The sequence below is a fragment of the Streptomyces orinoci genome (genome assembly GCF_003121295.1).
Taxonomy (GTDB): domain Bacteria; phylum Actinomycetota; class Actinomycetes; order Streptomycetales; family Streptomycetaceae; genus Streptomyces; species Streptomyces orinoci.
Genome location: NZ_PHNC01000013.1, coordinates 161214 through 186744, shown reverse-complemented (window position 1 = coordinate 186744; position 25531 = coordinate 161214). Strand labels below are relative to the sequence as shown.

Below are 25531 nucleotides of genomic sequence, written 5' to 3'. Positions count from 1 at the left end.
GCGGTGCCGTCAGACTATGGCTGCCCAGATGATCATGGTGATCACCAGGATGACCACCAGGGCGCCGATCGCCAGGATCGGGCCCTTGGCCCAGCCGCGGGCGGGGTTGTAGGTCTCCTGGGGGCCCGCGCCGGACATGCTGGACTCGCCGGGCGGGGTCTCGCCCGGCGGTACCCCGCCGCCGGGCTCCAGGCCCGGAGTGCGGACCGGGTCCGGATCGGGATTCGCGCCGCTCATGACGCCACCTTCCTTCTGGTTGCGTGGCCGGTCAGACGGTCTCCAGGGCCGCCAGGACCTCTTCCGGGCGGATGCGCAGCAGCAATGGGTCGGGTGCGGCGCCGTGCGGATCGCCGGGCGGCCCCCGATGCCATAGTGCCGCGTGCCGGGGGTCGGGCGGCGGCCCCCACAGGGCGGGGGCGACCGGCCCGAACAGGGTGACGCTGGGCGTACCGAAGGCCACCGCCAGATGGGCCGGGCCGGTGTCGCCGCTGATCACCGCCCGGGCCTCGGCGACCAGGGCGGACAGCGCGCCGAAGGGCAGTCCGCCGGACAGGGCGCGGGTGCCGGGTACGGCCACCCGCCGCACCAGCGCCTCCTCGCCCGGGCCGCCGGTCACCACCACCCGGTGGCCGCGGGCCAGCAGCAGCCGGGCCAGCGCGGCGAAGCGGTCGGCGGGCCAGCGGCGGGCCGGGGAGCCGGCGCCGGGGTGCAGCACGGTGGCGCCGGGCGCGGGGGAGAGCGCGGCAGGGCGGCGCAGCACAAAGTCGCCGGGGTCGGCCGCGATGCCGTAGTGGCCCAGCAGCCGGCACCAGCGCTGCCGTTCGTGTTCGTCCGGGCGCCAGGGCGGGCCGTCGATGTCCGGTGTGCCGGGGTGGGCGAAGGCCAGCAGCCGGCGCGGGCGCAGTTGTTGCAGGAGGCGGTGGCTGGGCGGGCCGTTGCCATGCAGGTCCACGGCGATGTCGGGGGGCGGGCCGGTCCAGGGGAGGGTTTCCGGTACGGCGCGGCCCGGTGCGGAGGTGGGGAGGAGGGTGTCCACCGCGTCCGTGGCGGCGGCGGCCTGGGCCAGGTCGGCGGGCGCCGCCAGGATGAGCCGGTGCTCCGGGTACGCCCGGCGCAGGGCGCGCAGGGCCGGTACGCCGGTGAGGAGGTCGCCCAGGCCCAGGGCCCGCAGAACCAGCAGTCGCGGCCCGTCGGGCGGGCCCGCCGCTCCGGGGCGAACGGCATCCACCCGCCCGCCGTAAACCGGGCCCCTCATCGCCGGGCCCCCACCGTGCGGGCCGCGCGGGTGGCCAATGTGGTGCTGGAGCGGCCGTCCAGGTAGGGCAGCAGTACCGCCTGCCCGCCCCACTCCGCCAGCTGGGCCGCTTCCGGCAGCTGTTCCACCGCGTAGTCGCCGCCCTTGACCCAGATGTGCGGGCGGAGCCGGGACAGCAGCCGCTGGGGGGTGTCCTCGTCGAACACCGCCACCGCGTCCACACACTGGAGGGCCTGGAGCACTCTGATCCGGTCGGGCAGCGGATTGATGGGCCGGCCGGCGCCCTTGCGGCGGCGTACCGAGGCGTCGGAGTTCAGGCAGACGATCAGGCAGTCGCCGATGCCCCGGGCCTGCTGGAGCAGGCTGACATGGCCGGCGTGCAGCAGGTCGAAGCAGCCGCCCGCGGCGACCACCGTGCCACCCGCGGCCCTCACCCGGCCCGCCAGCTTCAGGCCGTCCGCCTCGCCGCGGTGGTCCGGCGCCCCGGTGGGCTCCGGACCGGGCGCCACCGCCCGGGCGCCGCCCTCGGCGACATAGCGGGTGGCCGCGGCCACCGCGCCCTGCACCGCTTCGGCCGGCAGGGCGCCGTCGCCCAGCAGCCCGGCGGCGGTCGCCGCGAAGCAGTCACCGGCGCCACAGGTGTCACCGCTGTGCCGGGCCGCGGCCGGAACCAGCATGGGGCCCTCCCCCTGGGAGAGCAGCGCGCCCCGGCCGCCCAGGGTGATCGCCACCCATACCGCCCGCCAGCGGCGCACCAGGTCCGCCGCGGTACGGGCCACCGCGCCCAGCGACTCGCCCTCCGGCACACCGTCCCCGGCGAAGCCGCGGGCCTCCTCATAGGTGGGGGTCGCCAGCCGGGCGCCGGGCACCGGCGGCAGGCCGCGCGGGTGCGGGTCCCAGACCAGCGCGGTGTGCGGGGCCAGCGCGGCCAGCTCCGCCCGCAGCACCTCGGCGGCGCCCCGGGCGTAGTCGGCCACCAGCACCGCGGGCGCCTGGTCCAGCAGCCGGCGGGCCCGGTCGGTGGCCGGGCCGGCCCGCCCGGTGCCCCGGTCCAGCCGGACCACCGGGCGGCCGTCCGCCAGCACCCTGGTCTTCTCCACCAGCGGGCCGTCCAGCGGCAGCGGCACCACCGTCACCAGCGGTTCCAGCAGCGCTCTGACCCGGCGGCTGGCCGGGTCCTCGCCCAGCGGCGCCAGCAGGGTCACCGAACGGCCCGCCCGGGCGGCCAGCCAGGCGGCCAGCGCCGCGCCGCCCGGGCGCAGCCACTCCTGGCAGCCGTCCAGCACCGGGACGGGCGCGTCCGGCGCCAGCCGTTCCGCGGTGCCGACCAGATCCCGGTCGAGCAGGGCGTCACCGACGACCAGCAGTGGTGTCCCGGTGCTCATAACGACCCCTTTCGGTCAGGGCAGGGTGTCCAGGGCCGCGTCGAAGGCGGCGCACATCAGATGCACCGCCACCAGGTGCAGCTCCTGGACGTTGGCGGTGCTGTCCGCCGCCACGCACAGCCGCCGGTCGCCCGCCTCGGCCAGCGGGTTGGGCGCCGGCCCGGTCAGCGACCAGACATCGGCCGCCGCCGCCCGGCCCGCGGCTGCCGCGGCCAGCAGATTGCGGCTGGCCCCGCTGGTGGACAGCAGGATCAGCACATCGCCGGGCCGGGCGTGGGCCCGTACCTGACGGGCGAACAGCTCGTCCGGCCCGTAGTCATTGACGATGGCGGTGCAGCTGGAGGTGTCGGCGTGCAGGGCGATGGCCGAGAACGGGGCCCGGTCCTCGCGGTAGCGCCCCACCAGCTCGGCCGTCAGATGCTGGGCCTGGGCCGCGCTGCCGCCGTTGCCCGCCGCCAGCAGCCGCCCGCCGGCGGACAGGGTGGCCGCCAGCTGGGCGCCCCAGCGCTGGGCGGTGGCCACCTGCTCGGCCCGGAAGGTCCGCAGTGCCGCCAGCAGCCGGTCGCAGTGGTCGGTGCCGGCCGCGGTACGAGGGGTGGTACGGGTCACGGTCATCGCGGGACTCCTGACGCTATGGGGCGCAGGGCGGCGGCCCGGTCGTAGACGCGTTCCACACCGCCCGCCACCTTCGGCCAGGCGAACCGGGTCACCGCCCGTTCCCGCCCGGCCCGGCCGCAGGCCGCCAGCCGCTCGGGCGAGTCCAGGAGCCGGCGGATCGCCTCGGCCAGCGGCGCCGGGCGGCCCGGCGGCACCAGCAGACCGGTGCGGCCGTGGGCCACGGTGTCCCGGTGCCCGCCCACATCGGTGGCCACCACCGGTACGCCGCAGGCCATCGCCTCCAGCGGAACGATGCCGAACGGCTCATAGGCCGGGGTGCACAGCACCACATCGGCGCTGCGGATCAGCGCCGGCATCTCCTGGTGCGGCACACAGCCCAGCAGCACCAGCCGGTCGGCCACCCGCAGCTGCCGGGCCAGGGCCAGCAGCCGCATCGCCTCGCCGTCCCGGGCCAGTCCGTCACGCGGCGGGCCGCCCGCCACCAGCAGTTCGGCGTCCGGGATCCGGCGCAGTGCGCGCAGCGCCAGGTCCACGCCCTTGCGCGGCACCAGCCGGCCCACGGTCAGCAGCCGGTGCCGGGCCCGGCGCGGCGGGCTCAGGGCGATCCGGCCCCGGGCCGAGAAGAGCTCGGTGTCCACCCCGCAGGGCACCACCGAACAGCGCTCCGGGGCGATGCCCATCCGGCCCAGCTCCCGCACCTCGTCCGAGCAGGTGGCCAGGATCCGGGCGCAACTGGCGCCGATGTTCCGCTCGATGCCCAGGCGTTCCGGCGGGCTGGTGTCCGCCGCCCCCTGGTGCCGCTGCTTGACGGTGCCCAGGGCGTGATAGGTCTGCACCACCGGCACCCCCAGATCACGCGCCCCCAGCAGCGAGGCCAGCCCCGACATCCAGAAGTGGGCGTGCACCACATCGGGGTCCTCGCGCTCCCAGGCCCGCGCCAGATGCGCCCCGAACCCCGGCATGAACGGCAGCAGTTCGTCCTTGGGCAGCGCCCGCGGCGGGCCGGCGCGCACATGCTCCACCACCGCGCCCGAGGGCAGCGGCACCCGGTCCGGCAGCGCGGGATCGTCCCGGCGGGTGTAGACCGTCACCCGGTGGCCCCGGCCGGCCAGCAGCTCCGCCAGCCGGGCCACATAGACGTTCTGGCCCCCCGCGTCGGGACCGCCCAACGCGGCCAGCGGACTGGCGTGTTCGGAAACCATGGCGATCCTCATCGGGTCACCTCCTTGATCAGCCGGTCCCAGTCGTCCAGGAACCTGGGCAGTCCATAGCGGGCCAGGGCCGCGGCCCTGGCCGCCCGGCCGGTCTCCCGTGCCAGATCCGGCTCGGCGAGGAAGCCGCGTACCGCGTCATGCAGCACCTCCAGCCGGTTGGAGACCACCCCGGCTCCCGGCGGCACCGCCTCGCACACCTCGGTGGTCGCCAGCGCCACCACCGGCATCCCCAGGTGCATGGCCTCCAGCAGGGACAGCCCCAGCGAGGTCCAGCGCACCGGATGCAGATAGACCCGCCGCTCGGCCAGCGCCAAGTGCAGCTCGTCCTGGACCAGTTCGCGGCTGCGGCAGCGCTCCGGCGGGAGGCCCAGGCGCTCGGCGACGCCCTCGGTGCGCATCCCGAACACATCCAGCGGCGCCGCCCCGGCGAAGTAGGGCAGCAGATCGGTGCCGGTGGTACGGCCGCGCCGCAGCGGCTCGTTGACCACCACCGCCGCCCGCTTCAGCCGCCCGGTCCACAGCGGACCCGGATCGACGATGCCATGCTCGATCACCGCCGTCGGCGTCGAACCGCAGTCCCACATCAGCCGGTTGAAGTGGGTGACATGGACCACCGTCAACTCCGGCCGGTCCGCGGCCGGATGACGGGTGTCCGGTACGGGGCCGCCGGGCGCGTTGTGTTCGAGGTACACCGTCGGCACATCCACGCCCGGCCGCCGTCCCAGCCAGCGGCGCGCCAGCTCCAGTTCATGCGGCCGCTGAAGCACCAGCAGATCGATCCCGGTGTCGCGCAGCTCCTCCGGCGGCACCTCCCGTACCGACTCCGGCCAGTCGAAGGTGGCGGCCCGGCCCAGCCCGTCCGGGCCCCGGTCCGCCGTCACCGGCACCAGATAGCTGTGCCGGCCCTGGACGAACGCCGTCGTCCATGAACCGTGCACATGCCACAGCAGGATCCTCATGACGTCCGCTCCGTCCGCTCCATCCGCTCCGGTCCGGGGTCCAGGCCGGGCGTCCGCCCGGTCAGCTTCTCCACCGCGGCCAGCACATCCTCCGGGGACACCCCGTTCAGGCAGGGGTGGCCGGGCACCGGGCAGACCCGGGCCCGGCTGCCCGCGCACGGCGCCCGCTCGTCCCCCAGCAGCACATGCGGCACCCCGTACGGGGCCCACCGCTCGGCCGGCACCACCGGGGCGAACAGCGAGACCACCGGAGTGCCCACCGCCGCCGCCAGATGGGCCGGCCCGGTATTGCCCACCACCACCGCGGCCGCATGGGCCAGCACCCCGGCCAGCTCGGCCGGGCCGGTACGCCCGCCCAGGTCCAGCGCGCCGCCCCGGGCCACCGCCGCGGTCAGCTCCCGCTCCTCCGGCGCCCCGGTGACCACCACCCGGTAGCCGGCGCGCACCAGTTCCCGGACCGCCGCCGTGCACCGCTCCGTGCCCCAGCGCCGGGCCGGCACCGCGGCGCCCGGGTGCACCACCACATAGCCGTCCTCGCCCACCAGGGCGCCCGGGGCGGGCGGCTCGGTCACCGCCGGCCGGCCGTCATCGCCTTCCGGCAGCGGGAATCCGGCCGCCTCGGCCAGATCCAGCGCGGCCCGCACCTCATGAGCGCGCGGGGCACGCCGGTGCCGTACGTCCAGCAGCGCACCGGGATAGTCGGCACAGTCCGCCGCCAGCCGCGGGACTCCGGCCAGCCGCAGCAACAGGGCCAGCGGCAGCGGGCTTTGGTGGAAGGAGGTGAGCAACAGGCCCGTATCCACCCGCAGTCGGGCGATGTCATCGACGAACCGGTCCACGTCCGTACGGTCCACGGCGGGCGGCTGGAAGCCCGCCCAGGGCGCGTCCCACACCATCACCTGGTCCACCCCGGGCAGCATCCGGGCCGCCGGAGCGCCGCGCGGCCCGCACAGCAGGACGGTGTGCTCCGCCCGCGCGGCCACCGCCCGGACCGCCGGACCGGCCAGCAGCACATCGCCGAAGCTGTCCAGCCGGGCCACCAGAGCCCTCATCGCCACCCACCCCCTTCCTCAAGCAGCAGGCGCACCGCGGCCGGCAGATCGGGCGCCCGGCACTCGGCCCGCGCCACCTCCTCGGGCCGGGTGACCGCGGTGGGCACCAGCACCCCGCGCGCCCCGGCGGCCGAGGCGGCCGCCAGATCGCCGCCGATGTCCCCGACCACCACACAGTCCGCACAGCGCACCCCCAACTCCCGGGCGGCGCGCAGGATCAGGCCCGGCGCGGGCTTGCGGCAGCCACAGCCGTCCGCCGGACCGTGCGGGCACACCGCCCATACATCGAACGGGCCCAGCAGCTGCTCCACCCGCGCGTTGACCCGGGCCACCTGGGCCATGCTCAGCAGCCCGCGCGCCACCCCGGACTGGTTGGTGACCACCCCCACCCGCACCCCGCGCTCCCGCAGCAGTGCCAGCGCCCGCCGGGCCCCGGGCAGCGGCCGGACCCGCCCCGGGTCACCGTTGTAGGGCACATCCCGCACCAGGGTGCCGTCCCGGTCGAACAGCACCGCCTCCGGCAGGCCCGTACCGCCGCTCATGGCGCACCCCCGCCCCGTGGCCCGGCCGGCAGCGGCGCGGCCGTCCGGTGCCGCCAGGCGCCGCGCAGCCGGTGCCCCACGGCCAGCGGCGGGATCACCGCACTGGTGGCCAGCATCGCCGTCACTTCCGACCTGGTACGCGGCCCCGGCGCGATCCGCGCCCAGGCGAACTCCGCGGTACCCAGCGCCCAGCCCGCCGCGGCCGCCAGCCCCGCGCCCCGGCGGCCGGCCAGCGCCAGCACCACCGCCGCCGCCCCGGCCGCGGTCACCGCCGCGTGCCGGGACAGCCGGCCGCGCGGCGCGCCCGCCCGGTGCCACCAGTCGGCGCCGTGCAGCCGCAGCATCAGCGCGTCATCGGCGTTGCCCGCCTGGTGGCGCAGCGAGACCCAGCGGCCGGCCGGACGCACCGGATGCCGGGTGGTGCGCCGCCCGCGCTCCAGACGCCGCCCGGCCGCCAGCACCCGCAGCGCCAGATCGGCGTCCTCCCGGAAGGCCCGCGGGAAGCGCTCGTCGAAACCGCCCACCGCCTGCAACACCGCCGTGCGGTAGGCCATATCGGCCGTCGCCCAGCGGGCCCCGGCCAGTCCGGCGGTATTGCGCTCCCAGTCGGTGGGCGCCCGGTCCCCGGGCAGCGGCACCTCGATGACGCCCTGCACCCCGTCCACATCCGGGGCGGCCTGCGCCAGATCGTGCACCAGCCGGGTCCGCCAGGCCGGGCCAACCTGCACATCGTCGTCCAGGAACACCACCCAGGGGGTGTGCACCGCCCGCCACCCGGTGTTGCGGGCCGCCGCCGGACCGCGCCCCGAGCTGCACAACACCCGGGCCCGGCCGCGCAGTTCACCCAGCGCGGGCAGCGGCAGCGGCGGCCGGCTGTGCCGGGGGCCGGGACGGTCGTCCACCAGCACCACCCGCTCCGGCGCCGGGCCGGCCGACAGCGCCAGCGCGTCCAGACAGGCCGCCAGACAGGGCCGGCCCAGGGTGGGGATCACCACCGAATAGGCGGGCCAGGAACCGGAGTTCATGTCGCCTCCTCCGCGGCCGCCCGGCCGCCCGCCGCGAAGGCCCGGCCGCGCCGCACGGCGAACGGCCCGATGGCCAGCAGATCCACCGGCGCGGAACCGAAGCACTCCAGGGCGTCCCGGGGATCGTCCACCATGGGCCGGCCCGCCGTGTTCAGGCTGGTGTTGACCACCACCGGCAGCCCGGTGCGCTTCTCGAACCCGGTGAGCATCCGGGCCACCAGGGGCTCCCGCGCCGGGTCCACGGTCTGGATGCGGGCGGTGCCGTCCACATGCACCACGGCCGGGATCCGGTCCCGCCAGGAGCGCACCACATCGTGGACGAAGAGCATATACGGGCTGGGCAGCGGCCCCTCGAAGATCTCCGCCGCCCGGTCGGCCAGCACCATCGGCGCCACCGGCCGGAACTCCTCCCGGCCCTTGACATGGTTGAGCCGCTCAAGGTTCTCCGCCCGGCCGGGGTGGGCCAGCAGCGAGCGGTGTCCCAGCGCCCTGGGCCCGTACTCGCTGCGCCCCTGGAACCAGGCCACAATGCCGTCCCGGGCCAGCTCCGCGGCCACCGCCTCGGCGATGTCCGGCGGCTCCTCATAGGGGATACGGGCCCGCTCCAGCCAGCCCCGCAGCTCCTCCTCCGACCAGCCCCGGCCCAGGTCCGCGCCCTCCATCGGCGCGGCCGGCTCCCCGCGGTCCGCCGCCAGATGCAGCGCCGCGCCCAGCGCGGTCCCGGCGTCACCGGCGGCCGGCTGCACCCACACCTTGCGGAACGGGCCCTCGGTGGCGATCCGCGAGTTGGCCACACAGTTGAGCGCCACCCCGCCGGCCAGGGCCAGTGCCCGGGCGCCGGTGCGGCCGTACAGCCAGCGCACCAGGTCCAGCAGCAGCTCCTCCAGACACGCCTGGGTGCTGGCGGCCAGGTCGGCATGGTCCTGGGTCCATTCCTGGCCAGGGGCGCGCGGCTCGGTGAGCGCGCTCCAGTCCACCGCGTGCGCCTGGAAACCGCCGTCCCCGGTGGCGTGCATCCGCTCCCGCAGCTCGGGCAGGAAGCGCGGTTTGCCATAGGCGGCCAGGGCCATCACCTTGTACTCGTCACTGCTGCGCAGAAAGCCCAGATGGGCGGTCAGCTCCTCGTAGACCAGCCCCAGCGACTGCGGCAGCTCCTGGGTGCGCAGCACCTCCAGGGCACCGCCGGTATAGCGCCCGGCCAGGTGGGAGGCGCACTCCCCGCGCCCGTCCAGCACCAGCACCGCGCTGTCCGGATGGGGCGCGGCCAGTCCGGCGGAGGCCGCGTGCGCCACATGGTGCGGGACAAACCTCACCTTCTCCGGCGCCAGTCCCGGCAGGGCGTCGGCCAGGAAGTACGGGGCCTCCCGGGCATAGGTCTGGCGCAGGCTGTCCCAGGGGTCCTCCAGGCCCATGGCCTCCGCGGGGCGGGAGAGCGCCGGGTCGTAGGAGTAGCCCACCGCGTCCAGTTCGCCCGGGCTCAGCCCGGCGTGCTCCAGACACCAGGCGGCCGCCTGTACGGGCAGCTCCCAGGCGGCGAAGGGCACCGGGCGCTTGCCGTGCTTGCGCCGGGAGAACCGCTCCTCCTCGGCGGCCGCGACGATCCGTCCGTCAACGACCAGTGCGGCGGCCGGGTCGTGGAAGAGGGCGTTGATACCGAGGATGCGCATGGCGTGCTCCGTGGCGTCGGGGGTGTAAGGGAAACTCCGGAGGAACTCCGCTCGCCCTTACGGCAGTTGCTTCACACCCGGGCGGACCGGGCGAACCACTCCACCGTCCGTTTGAGGCCCTCCGTGCACTCGAAGCGCGGCCGCCAGCCCAGTTCCCGGCGCGCGGCCGTGGTGTCGGGGCGGCGCTTGGCCGGGTCGTCCGCCGGGCGGTCCACAAACTCGATGGTGGACGCCGAACCGGTCAAGTCCACGATGTGCCGGGCCAGTTCGAGCATGGTGGTCTCATCGGAGCTGCCGATGTTGACCGGGCCGGGGCGGCCGCTGGCGGCCAGCGCCAGGATGCCGTCCACCGTGTCGTCCACATAGGTCAGCGAACGGGTCTGGCTGCCGTCCCCCGCCACCGTCAGCGGCTCACCGTCCAGCGCCTGCCGGATAAAGGTGGGCACTGCCCGGCCGTCGCCCGCCCGCATCCGCGGGCCATAGGTATTGAAGATCCGCACAATCGCGGTGTCCGTGCCATGGGTGCGCCGGTAGGCGGTGACCAGCGCCTCCGCATACCGCTTGGACTCGTCGTAGACGCTGCGCGGCCCGATGGGGTTGACATTGCCCCAGTACCCCTCGCGCTGCGGGTGCTCGAGCGGGTCCCCGTACACCTCCGAGGTGGAGGCCAGCAGAAACCGCGCCCCGTCCCGGCGGGCCAGCTCCAGGGCGTTATGGGTGCCGCTGCTGCCCGCCTCCAGGGTCTGGATGGGCAGCCGCAGATAGTCGGCGGGGGAGGCCGGGCAGGCCAGATGGAGCACCAGCCCCACCCGCCCGGGTATGGCGGCCAGGCTGTCGTCCCGGGAGACATCGGCCTCGAGGAAGGTGAAGCCCGGATCGCCCTCCAGATGGGCGATATTGGCGCGGGCGCCGGTGACCAGGTTGTCCACGCACCACACCTCGATGCCCTCGCCCAGCAGCCGCTCGCACAGGTGGGATCCGACGAATCCGGCCCCACCGGTGACCACCGCACGGGTCCAGCGTCGTTCGTCCATGATCACACTCCTTCGGCTGACGGGCCGGAAGGCGGCCGCCGGGGACAAAAGCGCGCGGGCCTCACCGGAGGCGGTTGGCATACCGGAGACAGCCGGCCCACCGGAGGCGGTTGGCCCGTCATATCGCGCTTATCGCGCATATCGCGTCGTGATGGAGTTTCAATGGAGTTTCGGCCGCCGTAACTCGCGCTCTTGGCGCCGCGGCACCGGCTGTTTGGAACGTGCGGGGCGGATGCCCTCTTGACCGTCCGTGGCCGGAACGACTCAGAAGCAGGCTCGCACACTCCCGGCCATTACTCCAGTCGAGGCGCTTCGGCCCACCCCGGCCCGGCGGTTTCGGATTGCCCGCGCCGGGAAGCCGGGTGAGCCTGGGAAGGCGAGCGGCACCGTGCCGACGCCCGACAGAACCGTGACCCCGACACGGAAGGAAGTGCACGCGTGTCCGCTCAATCCGAGTCAGCAGGCCGGGGCACCGCCGGACCCCAGGACGCCAAGGACCAGCAACTGGCACAGTTCCGTGCCGCGCCCCGGCATGACGCGCTCACCACCGACCAGGGTGTGCGGGTGGACGACACCGACAACGCGCTGCGCGCCGGGACCCGGGGGCCCACCCTGCTGGAGGACTTCCACAACCGGGAGAAGATCACTCACTTCGACCATGAGCGGATCCCGGAGCGGGTGGTGCACGCTCGCGGCGCGGGCGCCTATGGCTACTTCGAGAACTATGAGCCGCTGGGCGAGTACACCTGCGCCGACTTTCTCGCCGAAGCGGGCCGCCGGACACCGGTGTTCGTCCGCTTCTCCACCGTACAGGGCCCGCGCGGCTCCGCGGACACGGTGCGCGATGTCCGAGGCTTCGCCACCAAGTTCTATACCCGGGAAGGCAATTACGACCTGGTCGGCAACAATATGCCGGTGTTCTTCATCCAGGACGCCATCAAATTCCCGGACTTCGTACACGCGGTGAAAATGGAACCGCACAATGAGATGCCCACCGGCGCCTCCGCGCACGACACCTTCTGGGACTTCTGCTCCCTGCAGCCGGAGAGCACCCATATGCTGATGTGGCTGATGTCCGACCGGGCCATCCCGCGCAGCTTCCGGATGATGCAGGGCTTCGGGGTGCACACCTTCCGGTTTGTCACCGCCGAGGGACGCGGCACCTTTGTGAAATTCCACTGGAAGCCCAAGCTGGGCGTCAACTCCCTGGTCTGGGACGAGGCCCAGATCGCCGCCGGACGCGACCCCGACTTCAACCGCCGCGACCTGTGGGAGGCCATCGAAGCCGGGGAGTACCCGGAGTGGGAGCTGGGCGTCCAGCTGGTGCCCGAGGAGGACGAGTTCTCCTTCGACTTCGACCTGCTGGACGCCACGAAGATCATCCCTGAGGAGCAGGTGCCGGTACGGCCCATCGGCCGCCTGGTCCTCAACCGCAACCCGCAGAACTTCTTCGCCGAGACCGAACAGGTCGCCTTCCACACCGCCAATGTGGTGCCCGGCATCGACTTCACCAACGACCCGCTGCTCCAGGGGCGCAACTTCTCCTATCTGGACACCCAGCTGATCCGGCTGGGCGGCCCCAACTTCAGCCAGCTGCCGGTCAACCGGCCCCTCGCGGACGTCAACCACAACCACCGCGACGGCTTCGGCCAGCAGGTCATCCACCCCGGCACCAACTACTTCCCCAACTCCCTGGGCGGCGGCTGCCCCGCGCACGCCGGGGCCGGCGGCGGCGCGGGGGTGTTCCGGCACTACGCCCAGCGGGTGGACGGCGAGAAGATCCGGGTGCGCAGCGAGAGCTTCCAGGACCACTACAGCCAGGCCGCGCTGTTCTGGAACAGCATGTCCGACTGGGAACAGCGCCATATCGTGGAGGCGTTCCGCTTCGAGCTGGGCAAGGTGGAGTCGGTGCCGGTGCGCGAGCGCATGGTCGGCAACCTGGCCCAGGTCAACGGCGAACTGGCGGCCCAGGTCGCGGACGGCCTGGGCCTGCCCGCCCCGGCGGCGGCCGAGGGCATCACCACCGCCGCCTCACCCGCCCTCAGCCAGGAGAACCTCACCGGCACCGGGGGCATCCGCACCCGCAAGGTCGCCGTACTGGCCGCCGACGGCACCGACGCTTCCCAAGTCACCGCACTTCGCGAGCGGTTGACCGACCAGGGCGCCATTGTGGAGGTACTGGCCGCCAAGGCGGGCAGGCTGCGCGCCGCGGACGGCAATGGGCTGGAGGTGGACCGGGCCCTGCCCACCATGGCCTCCGTCCTCTATGACGCGGTCGTCGTCCCGGACGGCAAGGAGGCGGTCGGCGAACTCTCCGCCGACCCCGCGGCGGTGCGCTTTGTGGAGGAGGCGTACCGGCACGGCAAGCCACTGGCCGTCTTCGGCGAGGGCACCCGGCTGCTGACCGAGGCCAAGCTGCCGGAGGATGTGGTCCTGGGCGAATCCGCCCCCTCCTACGGAGTCTTCAGCGGCAATGGCACCGCGGAACCGGCCGATGTCGCGGACGCACTGGCCGCGGCACTGGAACGGCACCGCTTCCCGCGGCGGCCGGGGTTGCTCAACTGAGCGTTGGGGCTTGCCGGTTGGGTTTCGCGCGGAGTCAAGGGCCGGTCCGCTGCCGGGCGGCGCACTGCCCGCAGAAACAGGGACGACGGCACCAAGTCACCTACTGCCAAGAGTCGTTGCACGGGCCGCGCGGCACCGCACGGCACGAGCGCCGGTCACGGCGCCCGGTGCGCTCCGCACCGATGACCCCGACCGCCACCTTCGCGCAGGAAGTCGCCTGCCGGAAATCCTCACGACCGGCAGCAATCCGGCCCCCTAGGATCGGACGGACACCAGGGCAGGAAACGGAGCGGGACAGCAATGCGTGAGGACACCAGGAGCGGGATAGCGGCGGCAATGCGCCTGGCGGAGGGCGTGGCACTGCGGGAGGCAGTGGGTGCCGGCGGCCCCGGCGACTGGCTGGCCCTCGACCAAGGGGTGCGGGAGGCGGCCTGGCGGTACGGGCTGCGACTGCTGCCGGAGCCTCCGTCCGTGGACCCGGCGCACCCGGCCGAGTCCCGGCTCGCGCTGGCCTTGTGCCACGGCGACGGTCGGATCCGTGAGAAGGCGGTGCGTTCCTCGGCCCGGTACCCCGGCCTGCTGCCGCTGGTAGTGATCCGCGCCGCCGACTGGGCCGAGCCCGTACGCGAGCGCGCCCGGGAACTGCTGCGCGAGGCCCTGGACCTGGAGGCGGCCATCGCCCTGGCGCCGCTGATCCTGAGCGTGGGCCGCCGCGACCGAGGCGCCTTCGGCGTCGGTCTGCTCGGAGCGGTCCTGCGCCCGGCACCCCTGGGACGGCTCAGCGCACTCCTTGCCGACCCCGACCGCGCCGTCCGGCGGTTCACCTACCGGCTGGCCGTCGAGCAGCGGCTCCTCGGCCCCGTCCAACTCGCCCGTGCGGCCGCGCGGGACGGGGACACCGTGGTCCAGGACCTGTGTGTCACGGCGGCGCTGGCCGCTCGGCCGGGGGAGGACGTGGACAAGGATGTACCGGACGAGGTGCTCACGCCCCTGCTGACCGCGCGGAACCCGCGCACCCGTGCGGCGGGCGTCACTGTCCTGCGGCGGGCCGGGCGGGCGCGGCAGGCCCAGTCCTTCCTCACCGACCGGTCCGCACTGGTGCGCGCTTGCGCCCGGTATGTGGTACGACAGCTCGGCGGCCACCCGGCGGGCTGGTACCGGGAGCGCTGCACGGCAGCCGGGCCGGACCTGCCGCCCGGTGCCGTCATCGGACTGGCCGAGTGCGGGGAGCGCACGGACGGTGAGCTCCTCCGGCCGCTGCTGGCGCACCCGGTGCCCGGCGTGCGGGCCCAGGCGGTGGCCGGCCTGCGGGCACTTGACCTCACGGACACCGAACGGCTGCGGCCGCTGCTGGAGGACCCGTCCCCAGGCGTGGTACGCCAGACCGCCCTCGCTCTGCTGCCCTCGGCACCGGACCTCCCCGCCGACTGGCTGCTGGGGCATACCGACCTCAAGTGGCCACGGCACGTCCGGATCGCCGCTTTCCGGCTGCTCAACGCCCGCGGCGGCGTAGTGGCGCTGCGGGCGGCGGTCGGGCTGCTGGACGACCCGGATGTGAAACTGCGCACCTGGGCCGGGCAGTCAGTGCAGCGCTGGCGTCCGTCGGCGGAGGTACCGCGCGGAGACGCGGAGGTAGGCGAGCTGCTGGACCGGAGCCGCCATCTCTTCAGCGAATATGTCCTGCGGCGGCGCAAGTGGGAGGCCGGGCTGGCCGGCTGAATGCGTGTGCGGCCCGGACCCTCATCCCGTGCCGGTGCCCCGGCGGCTGTTCGTGACATGGCCCCGCCGCGTCGGCGCCCAGCGGCTCCAGGCGGGGAGGGCCTCGCGGGTCCGGTGCCAGGCCGGGGGAATGCCGTCGGTGCCGGTGCGGGCCGCGACGATGCCTCCGGCGATCGCGCAGGTGGTGTCGCGGTCGCCCCACCCGGCGACGGTCTGCCACAGCGCCTCGTGCAGGTCGTCCAGGTGCCCGGCGGCCGACCACAGGGCGAACGGGACCGTGTCCGGGGCCGAGATCAGCGCACCGGAGCCCAGCACGGACGCCGCATGGCGGACCGAGGTGTGCTCCGGGAGGCGCGCGGCCACCAGGATCCCCGAGCGGACGTCGCTTTGCGGCACCCGGTCGGCGACCTCCCGCAGGAACTCGGAGCGCGGCGGGGCCTCCCGGCCCTCCCCGGCGGCCGCCAGGGCCGCGGCGGTGGCCACTGCCACGGCGCCCGCGACCGCTTCAGGATGCGCATGTGTGGTGAGCGCGGACAGCCGGGCCTGCTCGCCGGCGGCCGTCGGATCGCCGTGGAACCAGGCACCCAGCGGGGCCACCCGCATCGCGGCGCCATTGCCGTACGAGCCCTGCCCGCCGAACTGTGCGGCGGTCACCGCCCGCCAGTCGCCGCCCCCGCCGATCTCGCGCAGCACCCCGTGCATCGACGGGCCGTACTTGCGACCCGGGTCGCGGGCGTATTCGGCGGCGAACTCCCTTGCCAAGAGGCCGGGTTGAACCTCCCCATGGACCGTCAGATGGGCGAACAGCACACAGGCCATGGCGGAGTCGTCCGTCCATGGCCAGGGCCCCGGACGCGGTTGCCGCGCGGCCCACTGCTCGCCGGGGTTCTCCTCGGAGCGCGTGAACCAGCTGTCGCCGAAGGCATCGCCCATCACCAGGCCGTCCAGACAGGCGTGGGCGTGGCGGGGACCGGTGCTGGTCATGGTGAAGCTCCTCGGGGCGATGGCCGGGCCGGAGCATTCTCCTCGCCGGCCGCCGGTGCGGGCGAGTGAATTGCGCGGCCGCGACCGGACCCCGCTTTTCATCCTTGGGTGAAAACGATCGCAGCGGCGTTCGAATGGCGCATACCATGTCCTCCGTTCACGATCTCTTTGCAAAGTCATGGGGGGACTCTGCCCTGTGGGCGCATGCCTGCGCGCGCTGCGCGCGATTCTGCTGCTGGCCGGTTTCTATCTGCTCGCCCTGGTCATTCTCGGCGCCCTCGTGGGCATCGATATCGCGGTCTGGACCCGGGGAGTGCACCTGGCCTCGATCAAACTGACCGTGGTCCTGGCTCTGTTGGGCTTTCCGATTCTGCGGGGCGTCTTCACCTTCGGCACCGGCGGGGGCGACACGGTGCCCGGGCTGCCCGTCACCGAGGCGGGACAGCCCGAACTCTGGCGCACCGTACGGGGGTTGGCCGAGCAGTCCGGTACCCGGGCGCCGGATGAGATTCTGCTGACCGGAGAGGTGAACGCCGCGGTCGCCGAGGACGCCCGGCTGCTGGGCCTCGTTCCGGGGCGGCGCCGCCTCTTCCTCGGGGTGCCGCTGCTGGCCGGTCTGACGGAGCCCCAGCTGCACTCGGTGATCGCCCATGAGCTCGGCCACTACGGCAATTCCGACACCCGGCTCGCCGGCATCACCCGGCGGGGCCGCGACTGTGTGGGACGGACCGTCGAGGCGTTCAAGGAGCGCGAGGAGCAGCGGATCGGCAAGGAGCGCTCCCGGCAGGAGCAGGCGGCCGCCAAGGCGCTGCGCAAGGGCCGCAGGCCCAGGCGCATCAGCACCAAGAACGCCGGCCTGGGTTACCGGCTGATGGCCAGGCCGTTCCAGGTCTACGCACGGTTCTATCTGCGGGCCACCAGCAGTGTGGGCCGGCAGCAGGAACTGGCCGCCGACCTGATCGCGGCCAAGGTCGCGGGCCGCGACGCCACCGCATCGGCGCTGCGGCGGACCGCTGTTCTCGACGCGGTCCAGGACTTCTACCTCAACAGCTACGCCACCATGGGCGTCTCGGCGGGCCTTCTCCCGCCGCGCGGCGAGGTCTTCGGCGGGCTGCGCCATCTGCTCGCCGATCCCCGGCGCCGTATGAACCTGGCGGAGCTGCACACCACCCTGCCGCCGGCCGAGGCGACCCCGTATGACTCGCACCCGCCGGTGGCCGAGCGGGTCCGGCTCATCGAGGCCCTGCCGGACGACGGCCGCACTGCGGACGGTGCCAGGCCGGCGCTGGCCCTGCTCCGGGACACCGAACGGGTGCTGGCGGAAGTCGAATCCGCCGTGCTCACCCCCGAGGCACTCGCCCTGGAGCGAGTGACCTGGCAGGAGTTGGTGCACCGGGCGATGTACGCACAGGCCCAGGAGGCGGCACAACCGCTGAGGTCCGCCCTGGCGGCGGCCGGGATGGCGGTGGACACCGCCCCGGCGGACAGTGCCCCGGCGGAGCTGGCGGCCCTGCTGGACGCCGCCGACGCGGGACAGCTCTGGCTCGTCGCGGACCGGCTCCCCAAGTCGCCGGAGGCGGCCCGGGCGACCGGCCGGGCGGCCCGGGAATTCCTCCGGCCGGCCCTGGAGGCGGGGGACGCGGCGGCTGGCCCAGCTGGCCCTGGTGGAGCACCACGGCGCCCGCTGGCAGCTGTCCTGGTCCGACCGGGCCCGCCTGACGCTGCCCGCGAGCAGCGCCTGGCCGGACCCGGACGCCCTGGAGGAAGCCCTGGCGGCAGCGGTACGGGCGGCCACCGCCGACACCCCGGACACCACCCCCCTGCGCACCCTTCTCGCGCACTGACCCGCCCGCCCCGGAACCGACCGGACCATCGGAGACCTCTTTACCCATGACCGCGGTCATCCCCTTCACCATCCTTGTGCTGATGCTGATCTTCTGGCTGCGCAACAAGCGGCGGGCGGCCAGAGCCGCCACCCTCGCCGTCCGGGCCGGCGCGGACCTGTTGCCGCCGGAGCGGCAGCGGACCGACCGGGCCTTCGCCGACCCCTCGACCGAGGCCGTGCTCACCGCGGCCGCCCAGGGCGACTGGCAGCCCGCCGCCCGGGCACTGGCCATGGCCGGCACCGACTGGGAACGCCGGAGCCATCTGGTCGATGCCCTGGCCGGGCAGGCAGCCAAGGAGGACTCCTGGCTGCGCGCCTGGCAGGCGGCCTGCCCGGAGGACCCGGCCGCGGCCGTGGTCCACGCGGCCGCGAAGGTGAGTCTCGCCTGGGAGATCCGCGGCTCGGCCAGGGCCGCCGGCACCACCCGCGAACAGTTCGCCGGCTTCCACCGGCTGCTGGGCGAGGCCCGCCAGGACTTCGCCCGCGCCCAGGCGCTGGCTCCGCCGGACGACCCCACCCCCTATATCGCGCAGATCCCGCTCCACAAGGGGCTCGGCGCCCCGCACGAGGCGATGCGGCAGCTGTGGGCCGAGGTCACCGCCCGCGCCCCCTACCACTACGCGGCCCACCGCAGCGCGCTCCAGTACTGGTGCGCCAAGTGGCGCGGCTCCGCCGAACTTGCCCAGGACTTCGCCGCCCGGGCCGCGGCCGTGGCACCGCCCGGCAGCCTGCTGACCATGCTGCCGATCATCAGCTGGTTCGAGCACAACTCCGACGCGCCCGACAAGGCCTATGGATGGCCCGAGATGAGAACACTGACCGAGACCGCACTGCGGGACCTCGCCGCGGCGGACCCTGGCCATCCGGGCCTCGCCGAGGCCCGCCACCTGCTCGCCTACTGCCTGACCAGACAGGGCAGCCATGCGGCGGCCCTGGAGCAGTTCCGCCAGGTGGACGGCTTTGTCGGCGCCCTGCCCTGGCACTACTACACCGACCCGGCCAAGGTCTTCTGCGCCTACCGGGAGCGGGCGCTCAGGGGCGCGCTCATCGCCCAGCACGCCAACTAGGGCGGTGGCGAGCCCCGTTGCGGCGCCGGCGGGGCCGAACCCTCGCGCCGCACCTCGGGCCGGGGGGCTCAGCGAACCAGCGGTCCCGCCCCGGTCACAAACCCCTCGATCGCCTCCCGCGCATCCGCGTCGCGGGCGTCCCGGTCCGCCTGGTCCACCGCGTTGGACACCTCCCAGACGCACCGGTAGGCCCGCTCCGCGGCCCGTACCACCTCCTGGTCGTCGGTGAGCAGCCGTACCCGGTAAAGCGCCTGCCGGGCCGCCGTGCGCAGCCGGTGGGCCTCGTCCCGGGCCGCTGTGAACGAAGGCCCCCGTGGATCCTCCTGCGCGCGGTACCAGCGCGCCGTCTGCCCATGGCGGTAGTCCTCCAGCGCCCCGGCGAACGCCCCATAGGCGGCTATGCGCTCCTGGCGGAGCGCCTCGGAGCGGGTGAACCGCTCGGTGCGGCGGGCGGCGAGGCGCTGGAAGGCGTGGGTGACCACGGCACCCAGCAGGGTGCCCAGCACGGCGACGGCGCTTGTCCAGATGGCTTCCATCGGGCCAGTCCAGCACAAGCGGCCCAACGCCGGGCCGGGGAGGGGGACTTGAGCGCGCCCGCCCGTTCACACACCGGGCCGGGGCGGACCGGATGGTCCGCCCCGGCCCGGGAGCCCGTCCTCAGGAGTAGGAGTAGCGGCACAGCCCGGCCGTGCCCTGTGCCGGGGTCGGGGACAGGTCCGGTTCCAGGACCCGGACGTCCGCGCCGGTCAGCAGGGCGGCCCGGACCGCCACATCCGCCAGCCGTCCCTCATGGGCCTCCGGACCGCCGCCCTCCGGCAGGTCCTCGCGGCGTTCCCGGACATCGGTGGGGGAGGGGCCGAACCAGGCGGTGCGCTGGTCCTGGGGGTCATCGGTGACGGCCAGGATCCGCAGCCGGCCCACCGACAGGGCCTCCAGGGTCTCATTCACGCCCATCACCGCATGGCCGCCGGGGGAGCGCTCCTGTTCCAGCAGGCGCAGCAGTCCCTCGGTCCGGGCGTGCCCGGCACGGGCGGCCTCCGCCTCCACCTGGGCGGTGCGTTCCTCCGCCGAGCCGTCCTCGCTTCGGCTGCCGCTGACCTGGCCGATGGTGACATCGCGCCGGACCCACTGCGGCAGGTGCTTGGTGAGGTACTGGCGGGCCCGGACATCCCCGGCCAGCAGCAGCAGCCGGGCCGAGGTCTCACTGAGCGCGGTGCCCAGCGCCTCGGCGACCCGGGTGGCGTTGTGCTCCCAGGAGTCCTCCGCACGGTGCTGGTAGCGCATCTGCGACATGCCGCCCGGCTGGCTGCGGACGATCTCGTCGTCCGGCCCCTGGACCAGGCGCCGCTCGGGCTCGGTGGAACCCTCCGGGTAGAGCAGCAGATCGGCCCCGGTACGGTCCACCACCGCCACCACCCGGGCGGGGTGGTCCTGGCGCCACTCCAGCAGCGGCAGCAGATGCGGCACCGGCGAGAACTCGGCGATATCCCCGCGTGCCGCGCCGGGCAGCTCCACGGTGTGCCGTATCTCGCCGTCGTTGGTGGCGAACAGGGCCAGCGTCCCGGTGCCGGGCAGCGCGTCCAGCACCCGCGTGGTAAGGGCGTCAAGGGTGCGCTGGTCCACGCCCTCGCGGGCCAGCCGGCCGGCCAGGTCGCGCCAGCGCGCCTCGGCCTCCTCGGTTCGCTGGGGACGTACTTCGAGGTCGAAGTAGACCGATACGAAGGGGCCCGGCGCATCCAGCAGATCGCGCAGGGTTCCGGTGTCGGTGCGGGTGGCTGTGGTCATATGGGCTCCTCCTTCAACGGGCCGAGCCGATCGCGCCGGGCGCACCGCACCGGGCGGATTACGGCCACCTCATTCCAGGTGACCAGATGTCGCCCATAGATGCCAGTGCGCGGCGTTTGGGCAGGTCAGCAGCCGGCGGTATCAATCGGTCAGGGGGATCAGCAGGGACGATCTCCGCGCCTGCCAGGCGGCGAGCAGGTCCGCCTCGAAGCGCTCGTCCAGCCGGCGGGTGGCGGCGATGCCGAATTCCACATCACCGGCCAGCCCCGGCTCCCGGCGCAGCAGGTCGCCGACCACATCATGGCGGACCAGCTGTTCATGGACGGCGTCCGCCTCCACATGCTCGGCGTAGAAGCGCACCGCCGCCGGGCCCGCGTCCAGCCGTTCCATGGCTCTCACCAGCCGCCGGGAGGCGGGCGGGGACAGGCTTTCCACGGTGGCGAAGTGCCCGGCCAGCGCGCCGCGCAGGGCCCGGTGCAGGCCGAACAGGGACATCAGGTTGACGGTGGCCAGGGTGCTCGCCGGCGCCGCGTCCAGATAGCGGCCATAGGTGTCGTCCAGGCCCAGGTCCCGCATCAGATCGGCGAACAGCCGGGCATGCACCCGCTCGGCGCGGCCCGCCCCGAACTCGTCGTACTCCACCGCCACCAGGGCCGCCTTGGCCCGCCCGGTCAGCCGGGGGATCATCCAGGCATGCGGGTCGGCCTCCTTGAGCTGGTAGAGGGAGCGATGGGCGGCGTACTCGCGCAGCTGCCACAACTCCCCGCTCCCGCACAGGAAATGGCTCACCCCCCGGCCGTCCCGGGGCTCCAGCACCAGCTCCTCCAGCGCGGCCGCCGCCCCGGCGCCGGTGGGCACATCCGCACGCAGCGCGGTCAGGAAGAGCTTCTCCAACTCGCCGCGCAGCCGCAGCAGTCGGGGGTCCCATTCCCAGTCGTCGGACACCCCCGCCACACCCCGGTAGTGCAGTTCATAGCAGAGATAGAGGGCCAGTTGGAGATCGTCTCCATAGGGGTCCGCCGCCCCGGCGGCGGGCAGCGGGCCCTCGCCGGGTGACGTTGTCGTCAGAGCGCCGATCAGCGCCGCGGAGATCTCCCCGCGTGGCTGCGGAGGTCGCATCGCCGTCTCCCAGGTCCCTTCGGTACCACGAGCGTCACAGGTACCCGGCCTTGGCGCGGTCATGCCCGGCGGCCCCGATGACTGGTGTCGCACCAGGGCGGAATGCCGCTGCGCCCGCACATACACAGTGCCACCACCGGACGGTCGGAGCGCACCAGACTGCCGTCCGGCAGCTCCACCTCCACCGGGCCTTCGATCAGCAGCGGCCCGCCGGGGTCCCGCCGGACCCTCGTGGCGGGGCGCTCAGCCGGGCCGCCGGGCACGGATCACCACCAGTTCCTCCTTGTCCTGGCCGTCCTGGAGCAGGCCGCGCCGGCGCAGCCAGTCGCTGCGGCCGCGCAGTACCGGCCCGAAGGGCACCAGCCGCCGGTCGGTGACCTCGGTCTCCAGACCGCCCGCCGTCAGGGCCCGCACCGTCGCGGACACCCCGCTGAGCGCCGACTGCACCAGCAGCAGCACCCCGCCGGGCAGCAGCGCGGGCGGCACCTGCACCGCCAGCCGGTCCAGCACGGCACGGCCGTCATAACCCGCGTCAACCGTGCGGCTGCCCCGCCGGCCGGGGGCCGGAACATACGGCGGGTTGGCCAGCACCAGATGGAAACGCCGCCCGGCCACCGGCGCCAGCAGATCGCCGCGGCGGACGGTCACCCGCACCCCGGCGAGCAGTGCGTTGACCCGGGTGCTGAGCACCGCGCCCAGCGAGGCGTCCACCGCCACCACCTGTGCCGCGCCGCCACGGGCCGCGCTGATGGCCAGCGTGCCGGTGCCACTGCCGATGTCCAGCACCCGGGCACCGGGCGGCAGCCGCTCCCTGAGCAGCGCCTGCCGCAGCAGAAAGGAGTCCGCCTGCGGCGGATAGACACCCGGCGCCCGCAGCAGCAGCACGCGATTCACAACTCCCGCAGCGCGGGCAGCAGTTCGCCGGCGGCCCACTTCAGGAAGGGCAGTTGATGGTCCCCGCCGACCTGGACCAGCGCCACCTCGGTGAAACCGGCGTCCGCATAGGGCCGTACGGCCTCCACAAAAGCCCCCACATCCGATCCGCAGGGAATCGCCTGGGCCACATCGTCCCGGGTGACGAACTGCGAGGCGGAGGCGAAGGCGAGGTCATGGGGCAGCTCGGAGTTGACCGGCCAGCCCAGCCCGAACCAGCGGAACTGGTCATGGGCCCGGGCGATGGCCGCGTCCCGGTCCGGGTCGTAGCACACCGGCAGCTGTCCGACCCGGGGCTTGCCCGCCCCGCCGTACCGGTCGAACGCCTCCACCAGCTCCCGGCCGGGCTCGGTGGCGATCACCAGATCGGCCAGCTCACCGGCCAGTCGGCAGGACAGCTCCCCGGACACCGCGATACCGATCGGCGGCACCGGCTCCGGCGGGTCCCACAGCTTGGCGTGCTCCACGTCGTAGTGCGGGCCGTGATGGGTGACCGTACGGCCCTCGAAGAGCGCCCGGATGATCCCGACCGCCTCCTGAAGCATCTCGTGCCGCACCGCCACCGAGGGCCAACCGCCGCCCACCACGTGCTCATTGAGGTTCTCCCCGGAACCCAGACCCAGCCGGAACCGGCCCTGGGAGAGCAGCTGCACCGTGGCGGCCTGCTGGGCCACCAGGGCGGGGTGGTAACGGACGGTCGGACAGGTCACATAGGTCATCAGCGGAATACGCGAGGTGGCCTGCGCCGCCGCGCCCAGCACCGCCCAGGCGTTGGGGGAGTGCCCCTGCGAGGCCAGCCAGGGAAAGTAGTGGTCGGAGATGACCGAGAAGTCGAAGCCCGCCTGCTCCGCGCCCACCACATGGGAGACCAGGTCCCGGGGACCGGCCTGTTCGCACATCATCGTGTAGCCGATTCGCACCATGCGGCCCGAGTTCCCCCTGTCACCGGAGGGAAACCGCCTGCCCGTTCGGACCCGCGGGAGGTGCGTACACCACGGGGGCGGGTGAGACTCGGCGCGGAGGGGACGTTCCCATCACCTCCGTTGGAAAGGGAGTGCCGTGGCATGAGCACCAAGAACAGGGCCAAGGCAAAGGCCGAGCAGACCAAGGGGCGGCTGAAGGAAGCGGCCGGCCACCTCACCGGCGACAAGCGGACGCAGACCGAGGGGCGTGTCCAGCGCATCAAGGGCGACATCCAAGACGCGGTGGAGAAGGTCCGGCACCCCAAGCACACCAAGAAGAAGCACGGACACTGAGCGGGGCTCCCAGGGGCCCCGCACCGTCCCACCGGTCCCACCGGTCCCACCGGTCCCGCCGAGGCCCGTCGGCCGCGGCGGGACCTCGCTCGTCACCGCGGGCCGTGGAAGCCGTCCGGCTCAGGGCCGCAGCAGCGTCTTGACCATGCCGTCCTGCTTCCGCTGGAAGGTCTCATACGCCTTCGGCCCGTCCTCCAGCGGCAGCACATGGGTGGCAAAGCCCTCCACGCCCAGCGGATCGGCATCGGTGAGCAGCGGAAGAATGTCGTCCACCCAGCGCCGGACATTGGCCTGGCCCATCCGCAGCTGAAGCTGTTTGTCGAACATCACCATCATCGGCAGCGGATCGGCCATCCCGCCATAGACGCCCACCACGGAGACCGTGCCGCCCCGGCGCACCGCCTTCACCGCGGTGTGCAGCGCCGCCAGCCGGTCCACCCCGGCGGTGGTCATCAGCTTCTCCGCCCAGGCATCCGGCAGCAGACCCACCAGCCGCTGGCCGGTCTGGGCCACCGCCGAACCATGCGCCTCCATCCCCACCGCGTCGATCACCGCATCCGGCCCCCGGCCGTCGGTCAGCTCCCGCAGGGCCTCCACCAGCACATCCGCGCCGTCATGCTGCCGCAGATCCAGGGTGGTCACCCCCCGCGCCTGGGCCCGGGACAGCCGCTCGGGCACCAGGTCCACCCCGATCACCCGCTGCGCCCCGCGGTGCAGCGCGATCCTGGCGGCCATGTCGCCGATCGGCCCCAGCCCCAGGACGGCCAGGCTGCCGCCCGGCGGAACGGCCGCGTACTCCACTGCCTGCCAGGCGGTGGGCAGTACATCGGAGAGATAGAGGAACCGCTCGTCGGGCGGCCCGTGCGGCACCTTCACCGGCAGGGTGTTGCCAAAGGGCACCCGGAGAAACTCCGCCTGGCCGCCCGGCACCGAGCCATAGAGCTTGCTGTAGCCGAACAGCGCGGCTCCCTTGCCCTGCGAGCGGACCTGGGTGGTCTCACACTGCGACTGCAGCCCCTGCCCGCACATGGCGCAGGTGCCGCAGGAGATATTGAAGGGCACCACCACCCGGTCACCCGGAGCGAGGGCGGTGACCTCGGGACCGGTCTCCTCCACGATGCCCATCGGCTCATGCCCCAGGATGTCCCCCGGCGTCATAAAGGGGCCGAGGATCTCATAGAGGTGCAGATCCGATCCGCAGATGCCGGTGGAGGTGATCCGCACGATCACATCCGTGGGCTCCTCCACCCGGGGATCGGCCACGGTGTCCACCCGGACGTCCCGCTTCCCATGCCATGTCAGCGCCCGCATGCGCCCCACCTCCCGTCCGGTGCTGCCCGTCTCACCCGGGTTCCCCCGAAGTCCGCGCGAAAACGGTGGGGGGCACCCCCTCAGGGGCGCGAGCCGTGTTCATATGCGGCTCCGCCGCGTGGGCGCGACCAGCCACAAAGCACCCGCACCCGAAAA

24 protein-coding genes are annotated in these 25531 nt (G+C 73.9%); 5 read left to right on the top strand and 19 right to left on the bottom strand.

Annotation, left to right across the window (positions count from 1 at the left end; translation table 11 throughout):
- Window positions 1-9: 9 nt before the first annotated feature.
- From CV755_RS11300 to CV755_RS11250, 11 genes are all read right to left on the bottom strand, one after another.
- Window positions 10-237 (bottom strand): DUF6480 family protein, encoded by a 228-nt coding sequence (locus CV755_RS11300; protein WP_109280055.1) that lies wholly within the window; start codon window positions 235-237, stop codon window positions 10-12.
- A gap of 31 nt (window positions 238-268) precedes the next feature.
- A complete protein-coding gene (locus CV755_RS11295; RefSeq protein ID WP_241561129.1) occupies window positions 269-1228 on the bottom strand; it encodes a glycosyltransferase family 9 protein in 960 nt (319 codons plus the stop codon).
- A gap of 23 nt (window positions 1229-1251) precedes the next feature.
- Window positions 1252-2640 carry a D-glycero-beta-D-manno-heptose 1-phosphate adenylyltransferase gene (gene rfaE2 / locus CV755_RS11290; RefSeq protein ID WP_109280053.1) on the bottom strand — a complete coding sequence of 463 codons (1389 nt, stop codon included), beginning with the start codon at window positions 2638-2640 and terminating at the stop codon, window positions 1252-1254.
- Window positions 2641-2655: 15 nt separating this feature from the next.
- Window positions 2656-3255, bottom strand: coding sequence for a D-sedoheptulose-7-phosphate isomerase (locus CV755_RS11285; RefSeq protein ID WP_109280052.1), 600 nt, complete (start codon window positions 3253-3255; stop codon window positions 2656-2658).
- Window positions 3252-4472: a glycosyltransferase gene (locus CV755_RS11280; RefSeq protein WP_109280051.1), complete on the bottom strand. Its 1221-nt coding sequence runs from the start codon at window positions 4470-4472 to the stop codon at window positions 3252-3254. Before CV755_RS11280 ends, CV755_RS11285 begins: the two co-directional genes overlap by 4 nt.
- Window positions 4469-5431 carry a glycosyltransferase gene (locus CV755_RS11275; protein ID WP_109280050.1) on the bottom strand — a complete coding sequence of 321 codons (963 nt, stop codon included), beginning with the start codon at window positions 5429-5431 and terminating at the stop codon, window positions 4469-4471. The genes CV755_RS11280 and CV755_RS11275 overlap by 4 nt, the downstream gene beginning before the upstream one ends.
- Window positions 5428-6483 (bottom strand): glycosyltransferase family 9 protein, encoded by a 1056-nt coding sequence (locus CV755_RS11270; protein WP_109280074.1) that lies wholly within the window; start codon window positions 6481-6483, stop codon window positions 5428-5430. Before CV755_RS11270 ends, CV755_RS11275 begins: the two co-directional genes overlap by 4 nt.
- A complete protein-coding gene (locus CV755_RS11265) occupies window positions 6480-7025 on the bottom strand; it encodes a D-glycero-alpha-D-manno-heptose-1,7-bisphosphate 7-phosphatase (protein WP_109280049.1) in 546 nt (181 codons plus the stop codon). Before CV755_RS11265 ends, CV755_RS11270 begins: the two co-directional genes overlap by 4 nt.
- Window positions 7022-8050 (bottom strand): glycosyltransferase family 2 protein, encoded by a 1029-nt coding sequence (locus tag CV755_RS11260; RefSeq protein WP_109280048.1) that lies wholly within the window; start codon window positions 8048-8050, stop codon window positions 7022-7024. The genes CV755_RS11265 and CV755_RS11260 overlap by 4 nt, the downstream gene beginning before the upstream one ends.
- Window positions 8047-9717, bottom strand: a complete 1671-nt coding sequence (locus CV755_RS11255) for a carbamoyltransferase family protein (RefSeq protein ID WP_109280047.1) — start codon at window positions 9715-9717, stop codon at window positions 8047-8049. The genes CV755_RS11260 and CV755_RS11255 overlap by 4 nt, the downstream gene beginning before the upstream one ends.
- A gap of 71 nt (window positions 9718-9788) precedes the next feature.
- Entirely contained in the window at window positions 9789-10751 is a 963-nt protein-coding gene (locus tag CV755_RS11250; RefSeq protein WP_109280046.1) for a UDP-glucuronic acid decarboxylase family protein, read from the bottom strand.
- Window positions 10752-11189: 438 nt separating this feature from the next.
- On the opposite strand from CV755_RS11250, the gene CV755_RS11245 reads away from it, so the two are divergent.
- Entirely contained in the window at window positions 11190-13316 is a 2127-nt protein-coding gene (locus CV755_RS11245) for a catalase (protein ID WP_164503283.1), read from the top strand.
- 300 nt (window positions 13317-13616) lie between these two features.
- Entirely contained in the window at window positions 13617-15035 is a 1419-nt protein-coding gene (locus CV755_RS11240; protein WP_241561128.1) for a hypothetical protein, read from the top strand.
- 21 nt (window positions 15036-15056) lie between these two features.
- Here the strand turns inward: CV755_RS11240 and CV755_RS11235 are convergent, their stop codons facing one another.
- Window positions 15057-16019 (bottom strand): ADP-ribosylglycohydrolase family protein, encoded by a 963-nt coding sequence (locus tag CV755_RS11235; RefSeq protein ID WP_109280044.1) that lies wholly within the window; start codon window positions 16017-16019, stop codon window positions 15057-15059.
- A gap of 178 nt (window positions 16020-16197) precedes the next feature.
- On the opposite strand from CV755_RS11235, the gene CV755_RS36675 reads away from it, so the two are divergent.
- Together CV755_RS36675 and CV755_RS11225 are read left to right on the top strand one after the other, a co-directional pair.
- Entirely contained in the window at window positions 16198-17913 is a 1716-nt protein-coding gene (locus CV755_RS36675) for a M48 family metalloprotease (protein WP_277751799.1), read from the top strand.
- Window positions 17910-18971, top strand: a complete 1062-nt coding sequence (locus tag CV755_RS11225; RefSeq protein WP_109280043.1) for a DUF4034 domain-containing protein — start codon at window positions 17910-17912, stop codon at window positions 18969-18971. Before CV755_RS36675 ends, CV755_RS11225 begins: the two co-directional genes overlap by 4 nt.
- Window positions 18972-19039: 68 nt before the next feature.
- Here CV755_RS11225 and CV755_RS11220 read toward each other — a convergent pair whose 3' ends face one another.
- From CV755_RS11220 to CV755_RS11195, 6 genes are all read right to left on the bottom strand, one after another.
- Entirely contained in the window at window positions 19040-19507 is a 468-nt protein-coding gene (locus tag CV755_RS11220; protein WP_109280042.1) for a hypothetical protein, read from the bottom strand.
- A 121-nt stretch (window positions 19508-19628) separates the two neighbouring features.
- The gene (locus CV755_RS11215; protein ID WP_109280041.1) at window positions 19629-20756 is read right to left on the bottom strand and encodes a baeRF2 domain-containing protein; all 1128 of its coding nucleotides are present in this window, start codon (window positions 20754-20756) and stop codon (window positions 19629-19631) included.
- A 141-nt stretch (window positions 20757-20897) separates the two neighbouring features.
- Entirely contained in the window at window positions 20898-21875 is a 978-nt protein-coding gene (locus tag CV755_RS11210) for an iron-containing redox enzyme family protein (RefSeq protein ID WP_109280040.1), read from the bottom strand.
- A gap of 59 nt (window positions 21876-21934) precedes the next feature.
- Window positions 21935-22138, bottom strand: a complete 204-nt coding sequence (locus CV755_RS11205; RefSeq protein ID WP_109280039.1) for a CDGSH iron-sulfur domain-containing protein — start codon at window positions 22136-22138, stop codon at window positions 21935-21937.
- On the bottom strand, window positions 22119-22760 hold the full coding sequence (locus tag CV755_RS11200; protein ID WP_422070535.1) for a HemK2/MTQ2 family protein methyltransferase: 642 nt from the start codon (window positions 22758-22760) through the stop codon (window positions 22119-22121). The genes CV755_RS11205 and CV755_RS11200 overlap by 20 nt, the downstream gene beginning before the upstream one ends.
- A gap of 5 nt (window positions 22761-22765) precedes the next feature.
- Window positions 22766-23731, bottom strand: coding sequence for an LLM class F420-dependent oxidoreductase (locus CV755_RS11195; protein ID WP_109280037.1), 966 nt, complete (start codon window positions 23729-23731; stop codon window positions 22766-22768).
- Window positions 23732-23872: 141 nt separating this feature from the next.
- Here CV755_RS11195 and CV755_RS11190 point away from each other — a divergent pair, with 141 nt between their 5' ends.
- Window positions 23873-24064, top strand: coding sequence for a CsbD family protein (locus CV755_RS11190; protein WP_109280036.1), 192 nt, complete (start codon window positions 23873-23875; stop codon window positions 24062-24064).
- Between the two features lie 120 nt (window positions 24065-24184).
- Here the strand turns inward: CV755_RS11190 and CV755_RS11185 are convergent, their stop codons facing one another.
- Window positions 24185-25375 (bottom strand): zinc-dependent alcohol dehydrogenase, encoded by a 1191-nt coding sequence (locus CV755_RS11185; protein WP_109280035.1) that lies wholly within the window; start codon window positions 25373-25375, stop codon window positions 24185-24187.
- Window positions 25376-25531 lie beyond the last annotated feature (156 nt).